The 20,783-nt window shown below is 63.8% G+C and carries 18 protein-coding genes; 17 read left to right on the plus strand and 1 reads right to left on the minus strand.

Going from position 1 to position 20,783, the window contains the following annotated elements; genetic code table 11:
- Nucleotides 1-19 precede the first annotated feature (19 nt).
- The 7 genes from ACOOHP_RS19845 to ACOOHP_RS19875 all read left to right on the plus strand — a co-directional run bounded on the left by ACOOHP_RS19845 (nt 20) and on the right by ACOOHP_RS19875 (nt 7,306).
- Entirely contained in the window at nt 20-1,240 is a 1,221-nt protein-coding gene (locus ACOOHP_RS19845) for a fatty acid desaturase (protein ID WP_420468206.1), read from the plus strand.
- Nucleotides 1,240-2,319 carry a 2Fe-2S iron-sulfur cluster-binding protein gene (locus ACOOHP_RS19850; RefSeq protein WP_420468207.1) on the plus strand — a complete coding sequence of 360 codons (1,080 nt, stop codon included), beginning with the start codon at nt 1,240-1,242 and terminating at the stop codon, nt 2,317-2,319. The genes ACOOHP_RS19845 and ACOOHP_RS19850 overlap by 1 nt, the downstream gene beginning before the upstream one ends.
- 168 nt (nt 2,320-2,487) lie before the next feature.
- Nucleotides 2,488-3,816: an OmpP1/FadL family transporter gene (locus ACOOHP_RS19855; protein WP_420468208.1), complete on the plus strand. Its 1,329-nt coding sequence runs from the start codon at nt 2,488-2,490 to the stop codon at nt 3,814-3,816.
- A gap of 87 nt (nt 3,817-3,903) precedes the next feature.
- A complete protein-coding gene (locus ACOOHP_RS19860; protein ID WP_420468757.1) occupies nt 3,904-5,043 on the plus strand; it encodes an acyl-CoA dehydrogenase family protein in 1,140 nt (379 codons plus the stop codon).
- A 434-nt stretch (nt 5,044-5,477) separates the two neighbouring features.
- The gene (locus ACOOHP_RS19865; RefSeq protein ID WP_420468209.1) at nt 5,478-5,717 is read left to right on the plus strand and encodes a hypothetical protein; all 240 of its coding nucleotides are present in this window, start codon (nt 5,478-5,480) and stop codon (nt 5,715-5,717) included.
- Nucleotides 5,714-6,775 carry a hypothetical protein gene (locus ACOOHP_RS19870; protein ID WP_420468210.1) on the plus strand — a complete coding sequence of 354 codons (1,062 nt, stop codon included), beginning with the start codon at nt 5,714-5,716 and terminating at the stop codon, nt 6,773-6,775. Before ACOOHP_RS19865 ends, ACOOHP_RS19870 begins: the two co-directional genes overlap by 4 nt.
- A gap of 135 nt (nt 6,776-6,910) precedes the next feature.
- A complete protein-coding gene (locus ACOOHP_RS19875) occupies nt 6,911-7,306 on the plus strand; it encodes a hypothetical protein (protein WP_420468211.1) in 396 nt (131 codons plus the stop codon).
- 894 nt (nt 7,307-8,200) lie between these two features.
- On the opposite strand, the gene ACOOHP_RS19880 is transcribed toward ACOOHP_RS19875, so the two are convergent.
- Nucleotides 8,201-8,638 (minus strand): peptidoglycan-binding domain-containing protein, encoded by a 438-nt coding sequence (locus ACOOHP_RS19880; protein ID WP_420468212.1) that lies wholly within the window; start codon nt 8,636-8,638, stop codon nt 8,201-8,203.
- Nucleotides 8,639-9,086: 448 nt separating this feature from the next.
- On the opposite strand from ACOOHP_RS19880, the gene ACOOHP_RS19885 reads away from it, so the two are divergent.
- The 10 genes from ACOOHP_RS19885 to ACOOHP_RS19930 all read left to right on the plus strand — a co-directional run bounded on the left by ACOOHP_RS19885 (nt 9,087) and on the right by ACOOHP_RS19930 (nt 20,576).
- Complete coding sequence (locus ACOOHP_RS19885; RefSeq protein WP_420468213.1) at nt 9,087-9,650, plus strand: hypothetical protein; 564 nt, start codon at nt 9,087-9,089, stop codon at nt 9,648-9,650.
- Between the two features lie 219 nt (nt 9,651-9,869).
- Complete coding sequence (locus tag ACOOHP_RS19890) at nt 9,870-10,259, plus strand: nuclear transport factor 2 family protein (protein ID WP_420468214.1); 390 nt, start codon at nt 9,870-9,872, stop codon at nt 10,257-10,259.
- A 70-nt stretch (nt 10,260-10,329) separates the two neighbouring features.
- A complete protein-coding gene (locus ACOOHP_RS19895) occupies nt 10,330-11,580 on the plus strand; it encodes an LLM class flavin-dependent oxidoreductase (RefSeq protein ID WP_420468215.1) in 1,251 nt (416 codons plus the stop codon).
- 14 nt (nt 11,581-11,594) lie between these two features.
- Nucleotides 11,595-12,410, plus strand: a complete 816-nt coding sequence (locus tag ACOOHP_RS19900; RefSeq protein ID WP_420468216.1) for an alpha/beta fold hydrolase — start codon at nt 11,595-11,597, stop codon at nt 12,408-12,410.
- Nucleotides 12,411-12,832: 422 nt separating this feature from the next.
- Nucleotides 12,833-14,626 (plus strand): sigma 54-interacting transcriptional regulator, encoded by a 1,794-nt coding sequence (locus ACOOHP_RS19905; protein WP_420468217.1) that lies wholly within the window; start codon nt 12,833-12,835, stop codon nt 14,624-14,626.
- 406 nt (nt 14,627-15,032) lie between these two features.
- A complete protein-coding gene (locus ACOOHP_RS19910; protein WP_420468218.1) occupies nt 15,033-16,163 on the plus strand; it encodes an alkane 1-monooxygenase in 1,131 nt (376 codons plus the stop codon).
- 89 nt (nt 16,164-16,252) lie between these two features.
- Nucleotides 16,253-17,587, plus strand: coding sequence for a Rieske 2Fe-2S domain-containing protein (locus tag ACOOHP_RS19915; protein WP_420468219.1), 1,335 nt, complete (start codon nt 16,253-16,255; stop codon nt 17,585-17,587).
- Between the two features lie 20 nt (nt 17,588-17,607).
- Complete coding sequence (locus tag ACOOHP_RS19920) at nt 17,608-18,102, plus strand: aromatic-ring-hydroxylating dioxygenase subunit beta (protein ID WP_420468220.1); 495 nt, start codon at nt 17,608-17,610, stop codon at nt 18,100-18,102.
- A gap of 118 nt (nt 18,103-18,220) precedes the next feature.
- Nucleotides 18,221-19,552: an OmpP1/FadL family transporter gene (locus tag ACOOHP_RS19925; protein WP_420468221.1), complete on the plus strand. Its 1,332-nt coding sequence runs from the start codon at nt 18,221-18,223 to the stop codon at nt 19,550-19,552.
- 13 nt (nt 19,553-19,565) lie between these two features.
- Nucleotides 19,566-20,576, plus strand: a complete 1,011-nt coding sequence (locus ACOOHP_RS19930; protein ID WP_420468222.1) for a ketopantoate reductase family protein — start codon at nt 19,566-19,568, stop codon at nt 20,574-20,576.
- Nucleotides 20,577-20,783: the final 207 nt, after the last annotated feature.

Raw genomic sequence — 20,783 nt, forward strand, 5'->3', positions numbered from 1 at the left:
CGAGCCAAGGAGATCACCAATGTCTGCCACCGCTTTGAAGTCCGAGCCGGTCAAGGTCTTCGATTACTTCAAGTACCTGCTGTCGCCGATGATTCTCGGCGCGCACGCCTACGGCCTCTGGCTCGGCGGCAACTACGCCTGGCTGGGCCTGGCCATGCTGCTGGGCGTGCTGTTCTTCGACGCTTTTCTGCCGCGCGACTACTCGATGCGCGACCAGAACTACGTGCGCATCTACGACGTCATCTGCGCGGTCACTGTGCTGTGCAGCTTCGCGAATATTTTCTTCTATAGCTGGCTGGTGGGGCAGGATCACTTCGTCGGCTCCTCGGCCGAACTCGGCGCGTTCCTGAGCACGCTGTTCATCGGCTTCGTGGTGGGCGCGCCGCCGGTGCATGAACTCTTCCACCGCGAGGAATTCGTGCTGCGCTGGCTCGGTCGTATCGGCCAGTGTCTGGTGTTCGACACCTGGCGCGAGATCACCCACGTGGTCACCCACCACATGCGCGTCGCCACGCCGGACGACCCGGATTACGCGCGCCGCGGCGACACCGTGTACGGCCACATCGCGCGCACTTTTCCGGCGCAGTGGAAAGAGGCCTATCACCTGGAAAAGATGATGTGGACCAAGCGTGGCCGCAAGTGGTACGACCCGCGCAACGCCTGGGTGTGGAAGGCGGCCACCCTGATCACCTTCACCGCCATCCTCGCTGCGCTGGGCGGATTCAAGGGTGCGCTGCTGGCCATCCTGTCATTGCTGCTCGGCCCGCGCATGCTGCTCGAAGTATTCAACTACGTGAACCACTACGGACTGATCTCGGCCACACCCGGTCGTTTCCAGAAGCACCACACCTGGAACCACATCACCCCGATGGTGCGCATTCTGGCGCTGGAGATCACCAACCACGCCGGCCACCACGACGACAGCTACAAGCCGTTCTACAAGCTGGAGCCGGACCCCAACGGCCCGGTGCAGCCGCAGTTCCTGCTGGTGGTGATCCTGGCTCTGGTGCCGCCACTGTTCTTCATGATGATCAAGCCGCTGCTCAAGCACTGGGACCAGCACTACGCCACGCCTCAGGAGCGCGAAATCGCGCGCCGCGAAAACGAGCGCGCCGGTTGGCATGAATTGAACACGCCCGATCCCGCACGCGATCTGCCCAAGGGCATCTGGGACATGCGCGGCAAGCTCACCGAGCGCCAGCGTGCGTCGGTATCCTCGGCCACGCTCGGAGCCGCGTGATGACTGCGCAAGCCGGCGCGCCGACCGCCGCGCGCGCCGACCTGTGCCGCATCACCGTGCGCGGCAGGGACGGTAGCGAGGAAGTATTCGACATCCGGCGCAACGATCTGCTGCTCAAGGCCGCGATCGAGCAAGGCATCGACTATCCGCACAACTGCAGGGTCGGCGTCTGCGGCACCTGCAAGACCCGGCTGGTCTCCGGTCGCGTCAGTCCGATGGTGGACCTGGCGCTGTCGCCGCTGAAGAACGAGGAGATCGAGGCCGGCTATGTGCTGGCCTGCCAGGCCAAGGTGCGCGGCGATCTGGTGGTCGAGGCCAAGCTCGGTCACCACGCCCTGCTGCCGGTGAAGACCGTGTCCGCGCGCGTGAGCCGCTGGCACAAATTGCCGGGCGACGTCATCGATCTGCGTCTCAAGTGTGATGAGCCGGTGCATTTCCACGCCGGCCAGTACTGCACCATCGCCGAGTCGGGTTCGTTCACGCGCCGCAGCTACTCCTACTACGACGTGCCGCCGATCGACGAGGACGCGCCCGCAACCGAAGTGGGGTTCCTGGTCAAGCGCCTGCCGGGCGGCCGCTTCTCCGAGTGGCTGTTCGAGCAGGATCGCACGGGCACCAAATTCTGGATCGAAGGCCCCTACGGGATCATGGGCGTGGACGATGTCGACGTGGATGGCCTGTGCGTGGCCGGCGGCACCGGCCTGGCGCCGATCCTGTCCATCGTCGGTGAGCGCCTGCGCAAGTCATCGAAGGCCAGGTTCACCATCGTGTTCGGCGTGCGTACCCGTGCGGACATCTTCGCCAACGAGCGCCTGAATCAACTGCTCGCCGAGGCCGGCGACCGTGTGCGCCTGATCACCATCCTCTCCCATGAGCCGCAGGGTTCGGACTGGAAGGGGCCGCGCGGCCTGGTGACGGCGGCGCTGACGCCGGACCTCGGCGTGGATTACACGTCCGTCGCCGGCTTTCTGTGCGGCAACCTCGCCATGGTGGAGGCGGTAGAAGGGCGCCTGATCGAACTGGGCGTCGACCCGGATCGCATCCACGCCGACAAGTTCGTGCCCAGCGGCACACCGTAAGGCGCGGGCTGCGCGTCAAGCGACGCGCGGACCGGGGAGTGGCGAGTAGGGCGTCGTCCCTGCTCGAACAATTCCTGTAATCGCGACACAATGTCGCACCGACCAGATCGGGTGGCGCTTCGACCTCGTTCGCTGCGGCCCTCCATTCCAAATACTTCAGGGAGCCTTATGGACATCCTTCGCGCGCTGCTGTGCCTGTGTGCTTTTGCCGTGCTGGCGATCAGCGCGGTCGCGATACCGGCACATGCAGGCGGCGGCTATTTCATCCTGGGCTATGGTCCGATGGCGCACCAGAGTGCCGGCACCGCGACCGCGACCGGCCTCGACGGATTTGCCGGTGCCACCAACCCGGGCAAGCTCTCGTTCACCGACGAACGTCTGGATCTGGGTGTGCTGTTGTTCTCGCCCTATCGGCGGGTCAATCGCACGGGCTCCCAGGACGGCACTTATGACCTGACCTCCACCAGCCGCAATTCGTTCTACGCGCTGCCCGAGGCCGGCTACGTGCGGCGCATCGACGAGCGCCTGAGCTGGGGCGTGACCTTGTACGGCAACGGCGGCCTCAATACCGAATACGCCGACGACAACGGCATCCCCGGCAGCAATTTCAACCCGGCGCGCTGCGGCGACGCGCCGGCCAACTTCTTCCTGGGTTGCGGCAAGGCCGGCTTCGATCTGAGTCAGATCATCCTGGCGCCGACCCTGAGCTGGCGGGCGCATCCGTCGCACAGTTTCGGGGTGACCCCGCTAATCGCGTTTCAGCGCTTCAAGGCCTATGGCCTGCAGGCCTTCGAGAGCGTGTCCTCGGCGCCCGAGGCGCTCACCAACCTGGGCTACGACGAGGCCTTTGGCGCTGGCGTGCGGGTGGGCTGGTTCGGGCGCATCACGCCCTGGCTGGATCTGGGCGCGGCCTATTCCACCCGCATCTACATGGAAGAGTTCGACAAGTACCGCGGCCTGCTCGCCGACGGCGGCGACTTCGACATTCCCGCCAACTTCAGCTTCGGTTTTGCGCTCAAGCCGCTCAAGGGCTGGACCCTGGCGGGCGACGTGCAGCGCATCCTGTTCGGCGAGATCAAGGCACTGAGCAACGGCGTGCTGGCTTCGCTGCAGGATCCGCAGAACAACGGCCTGGGCAGTCGCGACGGCAGCGGCTTCAACTGGCGTCATCAGACCAACTACCGGGTGGCCGTGGCCTACGAGGCGACGCCTGCGCTGACTCTGCGTGCGGGCTTTGCCTACGGGCGGCTGGCGCAGGCAGATGCCAGCGTGGACTCGGTGACTTTCAACACGCTGGCGCCGAATCCGCGCGGCAACATCAGCGCAGGGTTTACCTGGGCCATCAACAAGAAACACGATTTCCAGTTCGCCGTGGGGCGCTACATCAACGGCAAGTACGAAGGGCCGTCGGCGACGGCAGGTCTGGGCGTGGGCGGGCAGGAATCGGTGACACCGCGTGTGGCCACCATGCTGCTGGGCTGGACGCGCCACTTCTGACCCCGCCTTTGGTACGGCGCGTTGATCGCGGCAGGCTGGCTACATTCGGCAAGCTCTGCTCGCACTCACGCTTCGCTCAATTGCCCGATCACCATGCTGACTGAAGACCAGAATCTGATTTTCGACACCGCTCGCCGCTACGCGCACGAGGTGCTTGCGCCCGGTGCAGCGGAGCGCGAAAAAGCGCAGGCCATCGAACCGGCCGTGTTCCGCGGCCTCGCCGAAATGGGCCTGTTGGGCATGACGGTGTCGCCGGACTACGACGGCGCCGGCGCGGATTACGTGTCCTACGCCGCGGCGCTGATGGCGGTGGCCGAAGGTGACGGCGCCGTGTCCACCGTGATGAGCGTCCACAACGCGCCGTTCTGCGCCATTGTTGAGCGCTACGGCGACGCTGCACAGAAAGAGACCGTGCTCAAGCCCGCCGCGCGTGGCGAGTTCATCGGCGGCTTCGCGCTCACCGAGAGCCACGCCGGTTCCGACGCCAGCGCGCTGCGCACGCGCGCGGTGCGCCACGGTGATCGCTACGTGCTCAACGGCGCCAAGCAGTTCATCACCAGCGGCAAGATCGGCAAGTACGTGATCGCGTTCGCGGTGACCGATCCGGCGAACCCGAAGCGCGGCATCAGCGCGTTCCTCGTGCCGACCGACACCAAGGGTTATACGGTGAGCAAGATCGAGCACAAGCTCGGGCAGAAGGCCTCCGACACCTGCTCGCTGAATTTCGACGACATGGAAGTGCCGGTCGAGAATCTTATCGGCACGGAAGGGGAGGGTTACCGGATTGCGCTGTCGAGTCTGGAGACCGGCCGCATCGGCATCGCCGCTCAGAGCATCGGCATGGCCCAGGCCGCACTCGACGCAGCGGTGCGCTACGCCGCCGAGCGCAAGAGCTTCGGCAAGGCGCTGCTTGAACATCAGGCCGTGAGCTTCCGACTCGTTGACGCGAAGACGCGACTGGAGGCGGCACGCCAGCTCGTGTATTCGGCCGCGCGCATGAAGGACGCCGGGCTGCCCTGTCTCGACCAAGCTTGCATGGCCAAGCTGTTCGCGTCGGAGACCGCGGAAGCGGTGTGCTCGGCCGCGATCCAGACCTTCGGCGGCTACGGCTACGTCGAGGATTTTCCGGTGGAGCGCATCTACCGCGATGTGCGCGTATGCCAGATCTACGAGGGCACCTCGGACATCCAGAAAATCATCATTGGGCGCAGCCTGGCGGCAGCTTGAGCATCATCGGGCGCAGCCTGAGGTGTGCTTGAGCGGGCTGACAAGCAAGGCGGGACCCAACGGTTTCCCCCGACCAATAAGTACGCTGAATCGGCTGATCGCGCCGCAACACCCAGAGCCGCGACCTTTTCGCGAACCTTCCTGGGCGCGAGGCCGGCTGCCGGACGCGCCCGGCTGCGGCGAAAACCTCCGTCCCGACGTTGGGATGCCTATCGCATGGCGGCGACACACGGTCCAAATTTCGCGCCCGCATTTTTCATGGGGTGATCGAGGGATGGCCGTAGACAAGTCAGCGACGGCCCCAATACGCAAATAAACATTCCGCAAAGTGTGGGCAAGCCGACATTTCGGCATTGTCGCGACGTTCCTCCCTTCGCACACTGGGTGCGAACCTTCTTGGAACTCCAAGACAATCGTGAAAGGAGAGACATCACATGACGTTCAAGAACATTGCGCTGATCGTGATCGGTGCTGCGCTGGCGCTGGCTTCGTCGGTACTTGCCGTTGGCACCGTTCCCATGCTGATGGAGGCGTTTCAGATCATGCAGAGCCTGGGCATCGAGGGCCCATTCCTCAATTCCGCCTTCGTGATGTTGCTATGCCTGTTGTTCCTCCTGATCGGCTTGCGACTGGCCCGATCTGGCTGGCGCTCTTACTCGGCATCCAAGGCGTGAACGCAGCCGACACCCCGTCCCCGGTTGCTATTGCGGAGGCCCGCCGAGCACCGTCGGCCCCCGTCGAGCTGACACACGGAAGCCAGGCTGTGATCTTCCGGAACCTCTACGCCTTGCGAGTTCCCGCAGAATTTCCGGAGCGACCACAAGCCGAGCCCTCGGACGACGAATCCGACTCGGTCTGGTTGGTGTTTGCCGCCGATCCAATTCCGCAGGAGAAGCTGATCCCGCGCCGGCTCGAACACCACCTTCGCTGGCAGTCCAGCGGCGGCCTGCTGGCGCGATGGAAGAGTGCCTCCCAAAAGTGGCCGGAACTCACGCTGATGCGCGACGGTCTGGCAGTCCCGGTCCGGCGCTCGTGGGGTTTCGGTGAACCCGCTTTCCCAGCGACGTTCAAGATCGCCCGTAGTGGTTCGAGAATACAGGGGCACGCCATCTTGGAGCCGGACGCCGGCGAACTGCTACGCATCGCTGAGCGCGAGGAATTTTTCGACGAGCCAATGGTGCGTTTCCTGAGAACAGACTTCGATCTGCCAATCCAGGACTTGCATCTGGACTCCACCAGCCTTGCCGGCGGCGAGGCCACCGGCACCCTCCGGTCCGGCAAGAGCGTGTTCGAGTTGCGCTACGCCTACGCACTGCCGCCGAGAACAGCAGATCGGTCGGTCACCACCCCGGGCGGGTGGTCGGTTTCGATGAGCGGGTCGCCGGTGACGCGCGCCCTTACCCTGGTGTTGTCACCCGTATCCATCCCAGAGCAGATTACACGCCAAGGGCTTGATGAGGTGGAGGCCTTTCTCGGCGCGCACCAAACCGCGGGATACCGGATCGAGCTGACGGAAGCTGCTGCGGGCCGGTTCAATGGTGGCGCGCTGGGGCGCTACCCCGAAATCGGCAGCCTATCGTGGACCAGCAACAGCAGCGACTACATCCATTTTTCCGCTGCCGGTCCAATCGACTGGGCGGGGGATGTCACGGCGATCGGGATCGAGGGTCGCGACGCCCCCGCGCAAGTGCTGTGGTCGCTACAGGCCTCGTTTCGCCTGCGGATCGAATGAATCCGAAAGGCCGATGCCAACCCTGGCGACCGCGTATGCGTGTATGGCCGTCGGGTTGAGCCCGGGATCCGTGGCGCTGCTCGTGGCCCGCATGAGAATCGATCTGGACGAGAGTCCGATGAGTGACCTGATCGAATGAAAGCGGCTTTGTCGATTGGCTGGGGCGTGATTGCAGCGATCGCAAGCATCCCCGTCGCTTCCGCGCTTTACAGCGTTACGGCGCTGCTTTGGCTAGGTGGAGAAGTGTCCGAGATTGCGGCAGCGGCGATCTCGGGGATCGTCGTCGGCCTGTTCGGCATGATTCCTGCCACCCTGCTCATACTGGGATACGGACTGCCGGCTTTTCTGGTCCTTCGGCACTTTGGGCTGGTGAGTCCCTGGACCCTGATTGCCGCTGCGATTCTGCCCTGGGTTCCGATCATGGGCGCCGACCCGGCGTTGCTCTGGGTCGGCTGGCACTCGATCGTTGCAGCGATGACGTTTTGGACCGTTGTGCGCCGTTTGCCGCCTGCGGGAAATAAGGATGTCTAGCCCGCATTTCTCACAGGTCGCCGGAGAATCCCTTGCCATCGCCAATCCGCACAACGTTCTTCGACTTCGGTTCCGAAACAGACTGTAGAGAGATTCTCCGACTGGATCGGCGCTGGCCTGACTGCGGCGCGCAGGGCTTGGGACTCATTCACCCCATGGGCAGTCCCGCCACGGTGTTGCGAGCGCAGCGAGTGTGCGGGTGGGACTGCAGCGCCGGCTCCCGCACCCCGGTTGGGTTTACGTGGGAGTGACTCAATGGCACTCCCACGCTGGGACCCAACCGCTGCGCAGGCACCGTGTCGCCGGCGCACTATGGGGTTCGCTCCGTCCCGGCGCACTGCACGTCCTCGACCTACGGCCATCGCTCGATCCCCCTGTGAGAAATGCGGGCTAGAGTTTTCGGGTTAGGATCCCGAACCAGAAATGCTTCGGGCATTGGTGGCTGTCAGTCGCGGCGCGCGCACCGTCGGACGACGGTGAGTGGCGGCGGAGATTGACCGCGACCTCCAGGACGACCACGTCGCGTTGACTGCGTATCGTTCGTTGCACTGTGCCAAATAGCGCGACAAACGCTACCGTGAGCGCAGTTGGCTCGGTGTGCCGATCTGCGCCGGCTGCGGTGACCGATAGCCGAGCGCTTGTGGGATCGGGGCAGTTGATTCGGACTGGGGCGCGCCCCGACTCGGAGAGTGCGAGCAAATCGGCGCCAGCGAAGAAGGTTGCGTAGGCCAGTACGCAGAGTCACGGCCTACATAGACGTATCTGAAGACGACGAGCACCGTACGAGCGCACGGTGTCGACCCAGCAGTCCTGTTCTCGCCCTCTCAGGCTTTACCCGGGCTTGGAGAGAGCCCCCTCCATGTTGTCAATCATGCCGGTCCGGCTGCTTCGTCGTCAGAAACCACCCGAGGCCGGGATTACCAGTCCTGCATCGCTGTATGGACTGGGCTTGGGCTTGGCGCTGAGAGGAACGTATTTGGGCAATAATGCATAAGCCGCCGGATTCTTCTCGAAAAGGAGCTTTTGCATCCACAAAATTGTGTAGAACGTCTTGGAAACGGACGATTTTGTGGCACCCGCACGATCAACGCGACCGTCCGCAACAATGCTATAGCCATGTTGCTTCAAGTCGATCTGAAACTGCTTGATCCAACGCAGCGTGATGGGACCTATCCAACCGTCGACTTTGAGATCGGGGGCAGCATTACCATAGAGATGGTGTAATAAGTACTGCACGAGCATCACGTCGCCGCGGGCGTTCGGGGAGTTCTGCCCAACCGCCTGCTCGACGTTATAGATTGGGGGATTCGTCCCGGGAATGAGATAGGCCATGATCAATCCTCTGAAGTGAAAGGTAATGAGTCCGCGCCACCGGGTAGCCAACCAGCGTGGGCGTGCCCGGACCTGACTTCGCAGAAAGCTTTTCCGCTCTGTCGCGGCCAACTATCCGATAGTCAGTTCTTGTGAAATGAGAGATGGCGCTCAATTTCGATCGATTAGAGCCCGCAACCTGCCCTGACAATGGCGCGGTTCCTTGAACCCCGGTCAAGTGCCTCATCAGAGAACTGAACCCTCGTTGAGCGCTGCAACGAAGAATTCACTGCTTCGTCCAGCTGACAGGGAGGCGCCACTGAGTACTCCCTGGGTCTTCCCCAAGCACATCCAAGAATGTCGGCAAAGGCCTGCCCCGCCGTGACCTTCATCACAAGCCGGGCTTTCGCGATCCCTGCATTGCGTGCACGCTGGTGTTCGGCTGAGCGTGCGTGGATAGGAGGGCGTCGTGGCGATCGAACTTAAACTGACTGGCTACAAGACTTTTGTGAAGGAATTTCGCAACGCGCTCGGCGTGGGCGTGCCTGCGAACCGGGGTGGGGATGTGGTCGACGTCAATTGCGCCCCGAACAGTTTCCGATACAAGGTTTCGGATCTGTATCTCACGCACATGAAGACCGGTGCCGCAGATTGGCGGGAGATCACCCGACACAACTATTCCCAGATGGGGATTGAAGACGAGTTCGTCATTGGTGGAAGCCGGATCGTCTCTGCCTTTGACGTGGCGCTGCCCAGTGGAACCGATCTGGTCATGGTCATTCTGGCCACCTCTGAAGCGGCTCGCAGCCAGCTCGTCTATCGGATCGTGCAGCAGATGTTGCAGGATCCGCGGCGCAAGCTCACCTGGGGGCAGATCAAGCCTCTGCTGATCGGGTCCTGGATCTTCAACATTTCGGAGAACCACAAGCGGCGACCGATTCATTACGGCGCGCTTGGCACCAGCGACTACTACAACGACAAGGCGGTCGACGCCATCAAGGCGATTCGGGTCGCGGGCTTTCAGCTCGATTAGGCTTGCTGGCGTAGGCCGGCCCGTGGCCGCCGTCCGCGTTCGTTGGATAGTCCGGATGGCGGCCACGACCTGTCCTCGCGACCGGTTCGCTGCCGACCCGTACCCCGCCCACGTTATCGAATAATTGGTATTCATCACTCAGGGTGTTATCGCTGGCGGCGCGACACTAGTCTGCGGTCGGTCGTACGACCCGTCATGAACGAGTGAGGAGAGCACACCATGGGCGCTGCAGCAGACACCGTGAACAGCCTGTACCAGTCCTTTGCCAAGGGCGACCTGCCCGGGGTGATGGGTGTGCTCGATCCGAAGGTTCATTGGCGCGAAGCCGACGGCTATCCGTATGCCGGGGTCTACATCGGTCCGGAGGCGGTGCAGAAGGGCGTGTTCGACCGGATCATCGGCGAGTGGTCCAGCTACACCACGGTGCCGTCGGAGACCGTGGAGCAGGGCGAGACCGTGATCGGCCTGGGCACTTACACCGGGACCTTCAAGGCGACCGGCAAAACGTTCTCCTGCCCGTTCGCCCACGTGTTCCGGGTACGCGATGGCAAAATCGTGTACTTCGACCAGCACACCGATACCCACCTGGTGCAACAGGTTCTCAGGTAACCGGCCCAAATAATCAGACGACGCCATCGGCGACGGATCGCGGCATGCGGTCCGGCAAGGAGAACGACTCATGAAGGTTTCGCTGTTCCAGCAGGCGCCCTACCGGCACCTCCCGCCCGATTTCGAGAAGCATCACGACTCGGTGGTGACCACGCCTTACTTCGGCATCGTCAAGCCCGAGCTGATGCATCAGGACCTCAATGCCTTCATCAGCGAGCTGATGCTGGGCGCGCGTCTGGGATTCGACGGCGTGGCGGTGACCGAGCACAGCCAGTCGAGCTACGACGTGGTGCCCAACCCCAATCTGATCGGTTCGATCCTGGCGTACATGACCGAGCAGGAGAAGCTGGACGTCGCGATTGCGGTGGTCGGCCGCTCCCTGGGCAAGTCGCGCGAGCCGCTGCGCATCGCCGAGGAGTACGCCATGATCGATCAGATCAGCGGCGGGCGCCTGATCGCGGGCTTTCCCATCGGCCTGTCGTACGACGCCAACCAGAACGCCGGCATTCCGCCCATCGATACGCGCGACCGCTACTACGAGGGGCGCGCGCTGGTGGAGAAAGCCTGGACCGCGACCGAGCCCTTTGCCTGGAACGGCCGCTTCTCCAAGTACTCGCACGTCAACCTGTGGCCGCGCCCGATCCAGCAGCCGTCGCCGCCGCGCTGGGTGCCTGGCGTGGGCAATCCCAAGACCATGCAGGGCGTGCTGGAACGCGACGACGTCTACACCTACCTGTCCTGGTTCGGCCCCAAGCTCACCGGCCGACGCATCTTTGATCGTTACTGGGAGATCGCGCAGAAGATCGGCAAGGACATCAACCCGCATCGTCTGGCCTTCCTGCAGGTGGTGCTGGTGGCCGAGACCGACGAACAAGCCGAGAAGGATTACCGCCAGCACCTGGAAACGCATTTCCGCACCAGCCTGGGCAGCATTCCGCCCACCGGCCTGGGGCTGCCCGGCTATATCGAGCGCCCGGGGGTGGAAGGGCTGATGCGCGATCCGGGCGATCTGGGTCTGGCCATCCGCATGCGCAACATCAACTATTCGGAGCTGGTCGACTCGCGCGTGGCGATCATCGGCAGCCCAGAGACGGTGCGCCAGCAGATCACCGAGTTCGTCAAGGAATTCCGCGTCGGCAATTTGCTGGTCATGACCCAGGTGGGGTCCATGCCCACCGAGCTGACCCAGAAGAATATCCGCCTGTTCGCCTCCGAGGTGTTGCCGCATCTACAGAACATCTGGCTGGACGAGGGCTGGGACAACTTCGCCTGGCCGGAACGCCTGCGCGGCAAGAAACCTGCAGCCAAGGCCGCGGCCTGAAGGAGAATCCGAACATGCCCGTCACTGCATTCACCGGCCGCGAGCAGTCCGTCACCGTCTGGAACGGCACGCTGGACATCAACGTTCGCATCCTCGGCAGCGGTCCGCCGCTGGTCTACCTGCACCCGGCCGCCGGTCTGGTGTGGGACAGCGTGCTGGACACGCTGGCCAAGTCCTACACCGTCTACGCGCCGGAACATCCCGGCACCGGCGCCAACCACACCACCATCAACAAGGTCGATACCTGGTGGGAACTGCTGATGATGTACGAGCAGTTGTTCCGCGAGCTGGGTCTGCAGCGGCCAGTGGTGGTCGGCCAGTCCTACGGCGGCATGATGGCGGCGGATATCGCCGCGATGTTTCCGGCCGCCGTCGGCAAGCTGGTGCTGCTCAACCCCATCGGCCTGTGGCGCGACGATGCGCCGATCCCGCTGGTGACCCTGACTTCCAGCACGCCCGACAAGCTGCCGGCCTTCCTGTTTCACGATGTCGAGGGCGAGGGCGCCAGAAGCCTGTTCACCCCGCTACCGGACGCCGAGACCAACATCAAGCTCGGCGCCGCGATGGTCTGGGCGCTGGGCTGCACCGGCAAATTCTTCTGGCCGATTGCCGACTACGGACTGGGCAGGCGCCTGCACCGCGTGACCGCGCCCACCCTGGTGATCTGGGGTCGGCAGGACGCGCTGGTGCCGGCGGTCTATGCCGAGGAATTTTCGCAGCGCATTGCTGGCAGCAAGGTCGCGATGATTGACGCATGCGGGCACATTCCCCAGCTCGAACAGCCGGCGCAAACCCTGGCTCACCTGCGCGAGTTCCTCGCGGGGAGCTGAAGGCGCTAGGCGGAGCGACCACAAGGCCGTGCGATTCGCGTCCCATGGTCGTTGCCGGACTGATAAAAGATTGATGCATCCGGTCAGCCCGTTCGGTGCCGCGGCCTCACGGCCGCGGCCTGACCATACCGTCGGGTCGGCGGCGGTATTGGCGAAAATCATTGTGGAGTCGCACAGTAAGAAATCTCTCCGCAGCTTATAGGCGCTATTCACAGACCCGATGGCGCCGGCCGATACTCGACCTTAGGTTGGGCCGGTGCCCGATCAATGATTGATCAACAGAGGTTTCTGCGCTGCGGCTCAGATTGCGGACGTCTCGCTTCCCGCTGACCTGAGGTCACCCGTCTGGCAAGGAGCCCACCCGAGGGTACTGCACCGTGACCGGAGCACCGGCTGCGGGATGGCTGGAGGAGATCGGACGTATGAATGGAGAAGCTGCCGAGCGTCGTCCATCGACGGCGCCCGCCTACGACATGCCCGCGCGCGAAGACCTGCTGTCGCGGCTGCGGTTTTCGCCCGAGACCGGCAACATCTGGCTGGACTCCAAGCGCATGTTCCTGCTGCACGTGGGGGCGTTCGGCACCCTGCGGCGGGAGCTGATCGAGACCATGGGCATGGCCCGTGCGCGTGGAATCCTGACCCGCATGGGGTATCAGTCGGGCAGTCGCGACGCCGAACTGGCGAAGAAGCTGCGCAGCGAACTGAGCTATTTCGAGCGTTTCGCGGTGGGCCCGCAACTCCATGCGCTGGAGGGCATCGTCAAGGTCGAACCGGTCCGGGTCGAGATCGACGTCGAGCGCGGCCATCACTACGGCGAGTTCATCTGGCGCGAGTCGATCGAGGACGAGGCGCACATTTCCGCCTACGGCGTCGGCTCGGAGGCGGTCTGCTGGATGCAGATCGGCTACGCCTGCGGCTACTCCAGCGCCTTTCTCGGTCGCGCCGTGCTGTATCGCGAAGTGGCGTGCCGGGCGACCGGCGAGAGTGCCTGCCGCATCATCGGCAAGCCTGTCGAGGAATGGGACGACGCCGAAGAGGATCTGAGCTATTTCAAGGCGCAGCCGTTCGTGAACCGCACGGTGGTGGACCTGGGTGCGGCCAAGCCGCGCGAGTGCGGGCAGTCCGACGACACCACGCGCCTCGTCACCGGGCGGCGCCAGGATGCACGCGTGCTGATCGGGGCGTCGGCCGGCTTCAACATCGCTTGCCACAGCATCAGCCGTGTCGCCGGTACCGACGCCCCGGTGTTGATCCTGGGCGAAAGCGGGGTCGGCAAGGAGATGTTTGCGCGCGCGCTGCACAGCAACAGCGCGCGGGCGGATCGTGCCTTCATCGCGGTGAATTGCGCCGCCATCCCCGATCAACTGATCGAGGCGGAACTGTTCGGCGTGGAGAAAGGCGCCTTCACCGGTGCGGTGGCCAGTCGGCCCGGGCGGTTCGAACGCGCCAACGGCGGCACGCTGTTTCTGGACGAAGTCGGCAGTCTGAGTCCGGGTGCGCAAAGCAAGCTGTTGCGTGTCCTGCAGGAAGGCGAGATCGAGCGCGTCGGCGACACCCGCACGCGCGAAGTGAACGTGCGCGTGGTGGCCGCCACCAACGAGAATCTGCGCGAATGCATTGCCGCCAAGACCTTTCGCGAGGACCTGTTCTACCGATTGAACGTCTATCCGATCGAGATTCCGCCGCTGCGCGAGCGCGTGGAAGACATCACCATCCTGATCGAGTATTTCCTGGACCGAATGTCCACACGCCACCGCCGCAAGATCTCCGGATTCACGGATCGCGCGATCGATGCGCTGCTGGCGTACTCGTGGCCGGGCAATGTTCGGGAGCTGGAAAACATGATCGAGCGCGCAGTGATCCTGGCGCCGGAGGGCGGCGCGATCGACGTCAGCCATTTCTCGGAACTGGTTTCCAGCGCGCGCAATACCATCCTGCTGCATCCGAACACCGTCGGCGAGCTGTCGCACTCCGCAGGCGAAGCGTGCAGAGGTCGGATCGAAGCGCCGCGCAATGGCAACCACTCCGATGTTCATCCAGCGTCGCCGGCCAGCCCGCGCGAGCACGCCGGTCAGCATGCCTTGATTCGCGAGGTATTGACCCGGCACCGCGGCAATCTTTCTGCCGCCGCCCGCGAACTGGGCATCACGCGCGCGCAGATCGCATATCGGTCGCGCAAGCTGGGTTTCGACGAGCTGTGCAGACGGCGTAGCTGATCGTCGCTGCGCCGCGGTGTCCGCACTGGCGTGCGCCTGTCCGCCGTTGCGGGTTCCTGCTCGCGCCCCATCGCCGTCCTGCGTTGACAGCGCCTCCGCGGCCCGGCGCACCGCGAATCATGGATTGATCAACGGCGTCAATCATCGATATCGAACATTGCTCAGATCCGCACGCTCGCGCGGAATTGACGATTTCATATAGCGAATAGTTTCGCCTAATCAAGATCCTGCACGGTCGCAAATCAGCGCGTGCGCGTGGCATGGATATGGCTTTAGCGGTGTATTGCCGAAGCCGTGGTGCTAAGCTGCGCGCGGTAATCAACAAGGAGCGGCCCTGGCGCTGGAGATCAGCCCCTGCGGCCTTCCGATAAAGAACAACGCGGATGCAGGCACTTGGAGGTGCGACATGCTGGATACCCTGCGCTACTACCTGGTCCCGATGACCACGCTGTGCGGCGTCATCGGCTTCATGCTCGGCGGCGGCTACGTATGGCTGGGTCTGGCGACTTTTCCGGTTCTACTTTTTTTTGATGTGGTGCTGCCACGCGACATCGCGCCGCGTCGCGTGCGGTCGCCGATGCTGGCCGACCTGGCGCTGCACCTGCACGTGGTGCTGATCGTGGCGCTCTACGCCAGTTTTGTGGTGTCGGTGATGAACGGCTCCAATCCGCTCAGCGGCGAAGGGGCCGGCTGGCAGATCGCGGGCAGTCTGCTGTCCATGGGCTGGTTGAGCGCGGTGCCGAATCTGCCGGTGGCACACGAGCTGATGCATCGGCGCCACTGGTTTGCGCGGCGCATGGCCCAGCTCGCCAGCACTTTCTATTTCGATCCGAATCGCGATGTCGGCCACGTGCTGACGCATCACCTGTACCTGGATACGCCGCGCGACTGCGACACGCCGGTGCGCGGCGAGACGCTCTACACCTTCGTCTGGCGCGCGACCCGCGGCTCCTACCTGGACGCTTTTCACAGCGAGGCGGAAAGTCTGCGCCGTGCCGGCCGCAGCCCGTGGAACTGGCGCAACCGGATCTGGCAGCAGTTGGCGCTGCTGCTGACCTTGCCGCTGCTGACCGCCGCGTTCGCGGGGCTGACCGCGATGCTGGTGTGCCTGGGGGCGATGATCATGGCCAAGGCATTGGTGGAAGCCTTCAATTATTTCCAGCACTACGGCCTGGTCCGCGTGGAAGGTGGTCCGATCCTGCTGCACCACGCCTGGAATCATCTGGGCGCGATCGTGCGTCCCCTGGGTGTGGAGATCACCAATCATATTCACCATCACCTCGACGGCTACAAGAAATTCCACGAACTGCCGCCCGAGGCCAACGCGCCGCAGATGCCGTCGCTGTTCCTGTGTTTCTTCCTGGGGCTGATCCCGCCGCTGTGGCACGCGCTGGTCGCCAAGCCGAGGCTCAGAAACTGGGACGAACGCTACGCCACCCCGGCCGAGCGCAAGTTGGCGATGCAGGCCAATGCCCGCGCCGGCTGGCCGCAATGGGTGGACATGCCGGAATCCGCGAATCTGCCGGCGCGGGCGTGAACGGCGTATTGGCTGTCTGGCTGCCGTGAAGCCCCGACCGCACCGCAGCGGGCAGCGCCAACAGCGATAACAGCAGGAGGAGATGCACGATGAACGACATGAGCCCCATCCCGCGCGAGCAGTTTCTCTGGGACGGCGAGGGCGGTACGCGCTACGTGGATCGCCGCATCTTTTCCTGCCCGAAGCTGTACGAGCAGGAGTTCACCCACATCTGGGAAAAGGTCTGGGTCTACCTGGCGCATGAAAGTCAGATCAAGAATCCACGCGACTACATCACCGGCTGGATCGGGCGGGTGCCGGTCATCGTCAACCGCAACGACAGCGGTCAGCTCAATTGCCTGGTCAACATCTGCACGCATCGCGGCGCCACCCTGTGCCGCATGTCCAAGGGCAGCACACGCGATTTCACTTGCCCATTCCATGGCTGGTCGTTCGACCTGGACGGTAATCTGGCCGCGCCGATGGCCGAAGCCGGCGCCGGATATCCGCCGGGTTTCGACAAGTCCAGACTGGGTCTGCGACGCGTGCGTCTGGAGAACTATCGCGGCTTCGTGTTCGGCACCCTCAACGACGAGGCGCCCTCGCTGCCGGCGTATCTGTCGGACGCCAAGGCCTTCATCGACATGGTCGTCGATCAGGCGCCGCAAGGCGTGGAAATACTCAAGGGTCGCTCCACCTACACCTTCGACGGCAACTGGAAGCTGCAAGCCGAAAACGGCGTAGACGGATATCACGTCGGTTCGGTGCACGCCAACTACGTCGCGACCATGAAGCAGCGTGCGCGTTCCAAGACCGCGGGCGACAAGACCAAGGCGATGAACGCGGGCGGCATCCCGAACGCCGCCGGCGGCTATTACGACCTCGGTCATGGCCACACCATGATCTGGTCGGACTGGAGCAATCCGGAAGCGCGACCCTTGTGGCCGCGGCGCGAGGAGCTGGCGCTGAGCATGGGGGTGGAGCGCGCCGCCTGGACGGTGGGCCGGCTGCGCAATCTGCTGCTGTATCCCAATGTGTTCCTGATGGACCAGATGAGCAGCCAGATCCGCATGTTCCGGCCGCTGGCCGTCGACAAGACCGAAGTCACCATCTACTGCTTTGCGCCGGTGGGTGAAGACGGCAGCGCACGCGCACATCGCATCCGACAGTACGAGGATTTCTTCAATGCCAGCGGCATGGCCACGCCGGACGACCTCACCGAATTCAACGAATGTCATCGCGGCGCCACCCATCACGACATCATTCGCTGGAGCGAGATGAGCCGCGGCTCCGCGCACGAAGTCGCCGGGGCGGATCCGCATGCACGGGCACTGGGCATCGATCCGGCGACTTCCGGCGCCAAGATCGAGGACGAGGGCATCTTCGTGGCGCAGCACCGCCGCTGGGCCGAGTTGATGGCGCCGGCCCTGAAGGACGGTCTGTGATGATGGACGGGAGCAGGCCGATGGATGCTGTTGCGCTACGAAGTTCAGTGAGCGACTTCCTCGCGCGCGAGGCCGATGCCATGGACGACCGCGATTGGGACACCTGGCTGGCGCTGCACGAGGAGACGGTGGAGTACTGGGTGCCCAGTTGGGACTCCGAGTACGAGCCCACCACCGATCCGCAGGGCGAAATGTCGCTGATCTATTACAACGGGAGAGCGGGTCTGGAGGATCGCGTATTCCGGCTGCGCACCGGGCGTTCTTCGGCGTCCACACCGCTGCCGCGCACTTGCCACATGGTGAGCAATGTGCGGGTGTTGCCGAACGCCGACGGTACCGTGAAGGTGAAGACGCGCTGGGTGGTACATCTGTTCCGCAAGGCGCAGGCGACCCAGTTCTTCGGGCTGGCGGAGTATCTGCTGGCGCCTCACGAGAACGCCTGGCGCATCCGCAAGAAAAGGATCCTGGTGCACAACGATCTGATCCCCACGGTGCTGGATATCTACAGCGTGTAGTCGGGGCGCCTGCCGCGCTTGCCAACGGCTCCACCGCCGTGCAGGGTCATGGAGATGACGGCCTGTCAGGGGTCGTTTTTATCGTGAATCCAATCTAGAACGAGAACGGGGAGATCGCATGAAAGTCGGTCCAAAGTGGTTGCGCCATTCGATTCACCTCGCGGCAGCGCTGGGGCTCGCACTTGGCGCCGGATCGGCGCAGGCGGGCAACGGCTATTTCATCCTGGGCTACGGTCCCATGGCGCATCAGTCGGCGGGCACCGCAACGGCGATGGGTCTGGATGGATTTTCGGGTTCTTCCAATCCCGGAAAATTGTCCGCGGTGGATTCGCGACTCGATCTGGGCGTGCTGCTGTTCATGCCCTACCGGCGCATCCAGCGCACTGGCTCGGACACGCCGTACGACTTCATTTCCACCAGCCGCAATTCCTTCTTTGCCCTGCCGGAAGTGGGTTACGCGCAGCGCATCAACGATACGCTGTCGTGGGGCGTGACGATCTACGGCAATGGCGGCCTCAACACCGAATACGCGGACACCACCGGGATTCCCGACACCAATGCCAATCCGCAGCGTTGCGGCAGCGAGCCGGGAAATTTCTTCTTCGGCTGCGGCAAGCTCGGTTTTGATTTGAGCCAGTTGATCGTGGCGCCCACGCTGTCGTGGGAGTTCAAGCCCGGACACAGCATCGGGGTCTCTCCGCTGCTGGCCTATCAGCGCTTCAAGGCCTACGGATTCCAGGCGTTCGAAGGCGTGTCGGCCTTCCCCAACGAAGTCACCAATCGTGGCTACGACGAAGGTTTCGGTGCCGGGGTGCGCGTCGGCTGGTTCGGACGCATCACGCCGTGGCTGGACGTTGGTGCGGCGTACGCCACCCAAGTGCACATGGAGAAGTTCAACAAGTACCGCGGGCTGCTGGCGGACGGCGGGGCGTTCGATGTGCCGTCCAATTTCAGCGTCGGCTTCGCGGTCAGGCCGCTGAAGGGCTGGACTTTCGGTGGCGACGTGCAGCGCATCTTCTATGGCGACATCAAGGCGCTAAGCAACGGTGTGCTGGCGTCACTGGCCGATCCGGAGAACAGTCCGTTGGGGTCGCGCAGCGGCAGCGGTTTCAACTGGCGCCACCTCACCAACTACAAGCTGGCGGTGGCTTACGAGGCCACGCCCGAGCTCACCGTGCGCGCGGGCTTTCTCTATGGCCGCCGGCCGCAGGCCGACTCCAGCGCCAACTCGGTCAGCTTCAACCTGTTTGCACCCAACCCGCTGCGCCAGATCACCGCGGGCTTCACCTGGGCGTTCAATCCGAAGAACGATCTGCAGTTCGCCTACGGCCGTTATCTGCGCGGCACCTACCGTGGCCCGTCGGCGACCGCCGGCCTGGGTGTGGGCGGCGAGGAGTCGGTGACGCCCTACGTCAACACTGTGATGCTGGGCTGGACCCGGCATTTCTGAGCGGTCGTCGCGCATGCGCGTTTGCATACTCGGCGCCGGTGGCCTGGGCTCGGTCATCGGCGGGTATCTGGCCGAGACCGGCGTCGAGGTGGTGCTGGTGGCCAGGTCTGCGCATGCGGAGGCGATTCGCGCCCAGGGCTTGCGCATCGAGGGGCGTCGCGGCGAGCGCCTGATCCGCCGGCACCTCACCGCCGTCACCCACGCCGATCAGGCGAGCGGCGACTTCGATGTTCTGATCCTGGCGGTCAAGCACAAGGACACGCTATCCGCGCTGGCGTCCGCTGAAGCGCTGAGGCCGCGCGTGGCCTGCGTCTGTTCGGTCCAGAACGGCGTGATCAAGGAAGACCTGCTGGCCGACTGGGCCGGCGCCGACAAGGTGCTGGGCGTCTCCATCGTCGAAGGCGGAACCCTGCTGGCACCCGGCCGCGTCCACAATCACCTGACCGCCCTCACCACGTTTTACTGCGGCGAGATCGACGGCCGTATCAGTCCGCGCGCGCAGCAACTGGCCGCAGCATTCAGTGCGGCGGATCTGCCTGCGCGTGCGGTGGATTGTGTGCGGCAGGTGATCTGGGAAAAGCTGGCGCTGGTGTGCACGGTGTCGTCGTTCTCCGTCAGTAGCCTGATCGGCAGACCCGAATGGGTTCTGGCCGATGGCCTGTCGCAGCCCGAGGGCGCCGCGCATTACGCCGCCGTCGCCCGCGAATGCATTGCGGTGTATCGCGCGATGGGCTGGGAGCCGCAGGATTTCTACGCGCCGTCCTCGCGACTGCGCGAGCTGGGCGCGGCGCCCGATCTGGCTGCGGCCGCAGCGATCATGCTCGCGCAAGGACGCAAGCTGGTGGAGAGCGGATTTCGCGGGCGCTCCTCGATGCACGAGGATGCTCTGCACGGTCGCAGGACCGAGGCCGATCTGATCATCAAGCCGATGATCGACAAGGCGCATGAACTCGGCATCGCCGTGCCTACCTTGCAGGCCTGTTATCGGATTGTCTCGCTGCTGGATCGTTATGCGCAGCGCTGATCGACGGGTGCCGTCGACGCCGAACTTGATCATCAATGACTCACCATATTGTCAATGACTGATCATCGAACTGGGTCTTGACAGGGACTGCCAGCTACTCGTCAAGCTGATATAGATCAGTTAGTTGGAACATGGATGGGGCTCGTGGGGCGATTGGCACAGTTGTCGCTCACTGAAGCCGTCACCCTGGATCGGGACGCGAGCTTC

Origin of the sequence: Panacagrimonas sp. (assembly GCF_965216805.1) — a bacterium.
GTDB lineage: Bacteria > Pseudomonadota > Gammaproteobacteria > Nevskiales > Nevskiaceae > Panacagrimonas.

Excerpts from the sequence above, each read along its gene's own strand:
- ACOOHP_RS19855 (WP_420468208.1), top strand. The coding sequence starts at position 2,488 with ATGGACATCCTTCGCGCGCTGCTGTGCCTGTGTGCTTTTGCCGTGCTG.
- ACOOHP_RS19880 (WP_420468212.1), bottom strand. The coding sequence starts at position 8,638 with ATGGCCTATCTCATTCCCGGGACGAATCCCCCAATCTATAACGTCGAG.
- ACOOHP_RS19910 (WP_420468218.1), top strand. The coding sequence starts at position 15,033 with ATGCTGGATACCCTGCGCTACTACCTGGTCCCGATGACCACGCTGTGC.
- ACOOHP_RS19875 (WP_420468211.1), top strand. The coding sequence starts at position 6,911 with ATGAAAGCGGCTTTGTCGATTGGCTGGGGCGTGATTGCAGCGATCGCA.
- ACOOHP_RS19930 (WP_420468222.1), top strand. The coding sequence starts at position 19,566 with ATGCGCGTTTGCATACTCGGCGCCGGTGGCCTGGGCTCGGTCATCGGC.
- ACOOHP_RS19920 (WP_420468220.1), top strand. The coding sequence starts at position 17,608 with ATGGATGCTGTTGCGCTACGAAGTTCAGTGAGCGACTTCCTCGCGCGC.
- ACOOHP_RS19895 (WP_420468215.1), top strand. The coding sequence starts at position 10,330 with ATGAAGGTTTCGCTGTTCCAGCAGGCGCCCTACCGGCACCTCCCGCCC.
- ACOOHP_RS19845 (WP_420468206.1), top strand. The coding sequence starts at position 20 with ATGTCTGCCACCGCTTTGAAGTCCGAGCCGGTCAAGGTCTTCGATTAC.
- ACOOHP_RS19890 (WP_420468214.1), top strand. The coding sequence starts at position 9,870 with ATGGGCGCTGCAGCAGACACCGTGAACAGCCTGTACCAGTCCTTTGCC.
- ACOOHP_RS19925 (WP_420468221.1), top strand. The coding sequence starts at position 18,221 with ATGAAAGTCGGTCCAAAGTGGTTGCGCCATTCGATTCACCTCGCGGCA.
- ACOOHP_RS19915 (WP_420468219.1), top strand. The coding sequence starts at position 16,253 with ATGAACGACATGAGCCCCATCCCGCGCGAGCAGTTTCTCTGGGACGGC.
- ACOOHP_RS19850 (WP_420468207.1), top strand. The coding sequence starts at position 1,240 with ATGACTGCGCAAGCCGGCGCGCCGACCGCCGCGCGCGCCGACCTGTGC.
- ACOOHP_RS19865 (WP_420468209.1), top strand. The coding sequence starts at position 5,478 with ATGACGTTCAAGAACATTGCGCTGATCGTGATCGGTGCTGCGCTGGCG.
- ACOOHP_RS19905 (WP_420468217.1), top strand. The coding sequence starts at position 12,833 with ATGAATGGAGAAGCTGCCGAGCGTCGTCCATCGACGGCGCCCGCCTAC.
- ACOOHP_RS19900 (WP_420468216.1), top strand. The coding sequence starts at position 11,595 with ATGCCCGTCACTGCATTCACCGGCCGCGAGCAGTCCGTCACCGTCTGG.